The sequence below is a fragment of the Pseudomonas sp. genome, from assembly GCF_037994325.1.
Taxonomy (GTDB): Bacteria; Pseudomonadota; Gammaproteobacteria; order Pseudomonadales; family Pseudomonadaceae; genus Aquipseudomonas.
Genome location: NZ_JBBNAH010000640.1, coordinates 1 through 1,698 on the forward strand (window position 1 = coordinate 1; position 1,698 = coordinate 1,698).

Here is a 1,698-nt window from a genome sequence, read left to right on the forward strand (position 1 = left end):
TCCGTATGGACCAGATAAATGAGGCATTTGAGCGCATGGAGCGCTCCGATGTGCGTTATCGGTTTGTGATTGATATGGCTTCGTTGAGTTAACGCCGGACCAAATCGATTGGTCGGCAGCAACCCATTTCCACCAAGCACAACGGTACAAATCGCCATTCAATCTAAGCTCGCCCGTGGCCTGAATTAGACTCTCCTAACCCCATCACACAGGAGCGTCCTATGCAGATATCAGGCACCAGCAGCGCCCTGCCCCTGTCTACGCAAGTGATCAAAAAAGCAGGGGAAGCGGCGCAAGAGCCAAACTCTCCCGTGACTCCGGAAGAGGTGAACACCGCCGTCGACCGCGGTGCTGACCGCGTCACCTTGAGCCAGCAAAATGCTGACGCGAGCCAAGCGAATCGTCGCGACGCCGCCTCACAGGTGTACAGCGCCAGCAGCCAGCAGAAGCAACTCGATATCTATTTAGCGGTAGCGAGTGACAGCCAAGTCGACAGCCAACCCACCCCACTGGAGGTCGCCCGCGAGGGGAACCAACAGCAGGACCGCCGTCAAGGCGACTATAGCGACAACCCCGCTCCGGCTTCGCCCGGGCAACTACCGGCTCTGTCGGAGCCGACTATTTCTGTGCGTGCTTGAGGGTTTGCACAGAATCGGACCAGGCCGCCGCAGGGCGGCCTTGTTCTGTCTGCAGTAAAGGTTCTTCAAGCCGCAAAAAAGCCATGGGCAACGCCCGCGCCGCCTGGCTATGATCGGAGCCCATGAACAGTGCCTTTCCTATCCGCCAACCCTGCCCACCGGGCGCCTGCATTTGCGGCTTGGAACAACTGCGCACGGCCGTCGATGCCGACCTGCGGATCGTGCGCTTAACCCGCATGGAAGAGCGCAAATTGCTGGAACGTCTGGAGCGTATCGCCAGCCTGGCCGACCTGCAGCATATGTGCAGGCGTATGGAAGAGCAGCTAGGCATCCGCCTGGAAATCGGCCCTGGCTTTAACGAAGTGCGCACCATGCGTGGCATCAGCATTCAGGTGCATGAACTGCCTGGCCTCTGCCGCAAAACCCGCCAAGCGATACCCGCCGCCATTCGCCGCGGCCTGGAAAACACCCCACAAATCGCCTTCGACCTGCTCAACGCCAACGACCTGCTACGCGATGCGTAACGCGGTTGGCTCGTTCCGCGTGCGATGAGCGTAGGTTGGGTTGAGCCGCAGGCGAAGCCCAACACGGGCCGGCCCAACAGACCGTCCACAGGACGGTGCGTGTCGGTCTTGCGATGTATAGAGCTAGATCGACACGCGGAGCCGTTTGGGCTCCCTGTTGGGCTTCGCTCTGCTCAACCCAACCTACGCTCAACCCAACCTACGTCCAGAGGGTGTCAGCGCAGTTGCCAGCGCCTCCAGTAACGCGCTGACCTTGGGCAAGCCCTGGCGGCTTTTTAGCCACACCACGTTCATCGGTAGCCCTTCCAGCGCCAAGTGCGGCAACACCTGCACCAGGCTGCCGGTTTCCAGCTCGCGCTGCACCAGCCAAAGCGGCAGTTGCGCGATGCCGTGCCCGGCCACCACCGCCATCACCTGACTTTCGCCATCGCCCACCGCCAGGCGTCCGGGAAGAACCCGACGCTCGCGATCGCCTGCATGTTCGCCGGAAAACAACCAGGGGTTCACCGCGCCATCGCCACGCCCATATACCACGC

3 protein-coding genes and 1 pseudogene are annotated in these 1,698 nt (G+C 61.1%); 3 read left to right on the plus strand and 1 reads right to left on the minus strand.

Going from position 1 to position 1,698, the window contains the following annotated elements:
- The 3 genes and pseudogenes from AAAB16_RS21040 to AAAB16_RS21050 all read left to right on the plus strand — a co-directional run.
- Positions 1-92 (plus strand): annotated as a pseudogene (locus AAAB16_RS21040) (NAD(P)-dependent alcohol dehydrogenase); the annotation flags it as partial.
- 129 nt (positions 93-221) lie between these two features.
- Complete coding sequence (locus AAAB16_RS21045; RefSeq protein WP_340665085.1) at positions 222-638, plus strand: hypothetical protein; 417 nt, start codon at positions 222-224, stop codon at positions 636-638.
- A 122-nt stretch (positions 639-760) separates the two neighbouring features.
- The gene (locus tag AAAB16_RS21050) at positions 761-1,162 is read left to right on the plus strand and encodes a hypothetical protein (protein WP_340665086.1); all 402 of its coding nucleotides are present in this window, start codon (positions 761-763) and stop codon (positions 1,160-1,162) included.
- Between the two features lie 189 nt (positions 1,163-1,351).
- On the opposite strand, the gene AAAB16_RS21055 is transcribed toward AAAB16_RS21050, so the two are convergent.
- The coding region (locus AAAB16_RS21055) for a LysR substrate-binding domain-containing protein (protein WP_340665087.1) at positions 1,352-1,698 on the minus strand (347 nt) is incomplete at its 5' end.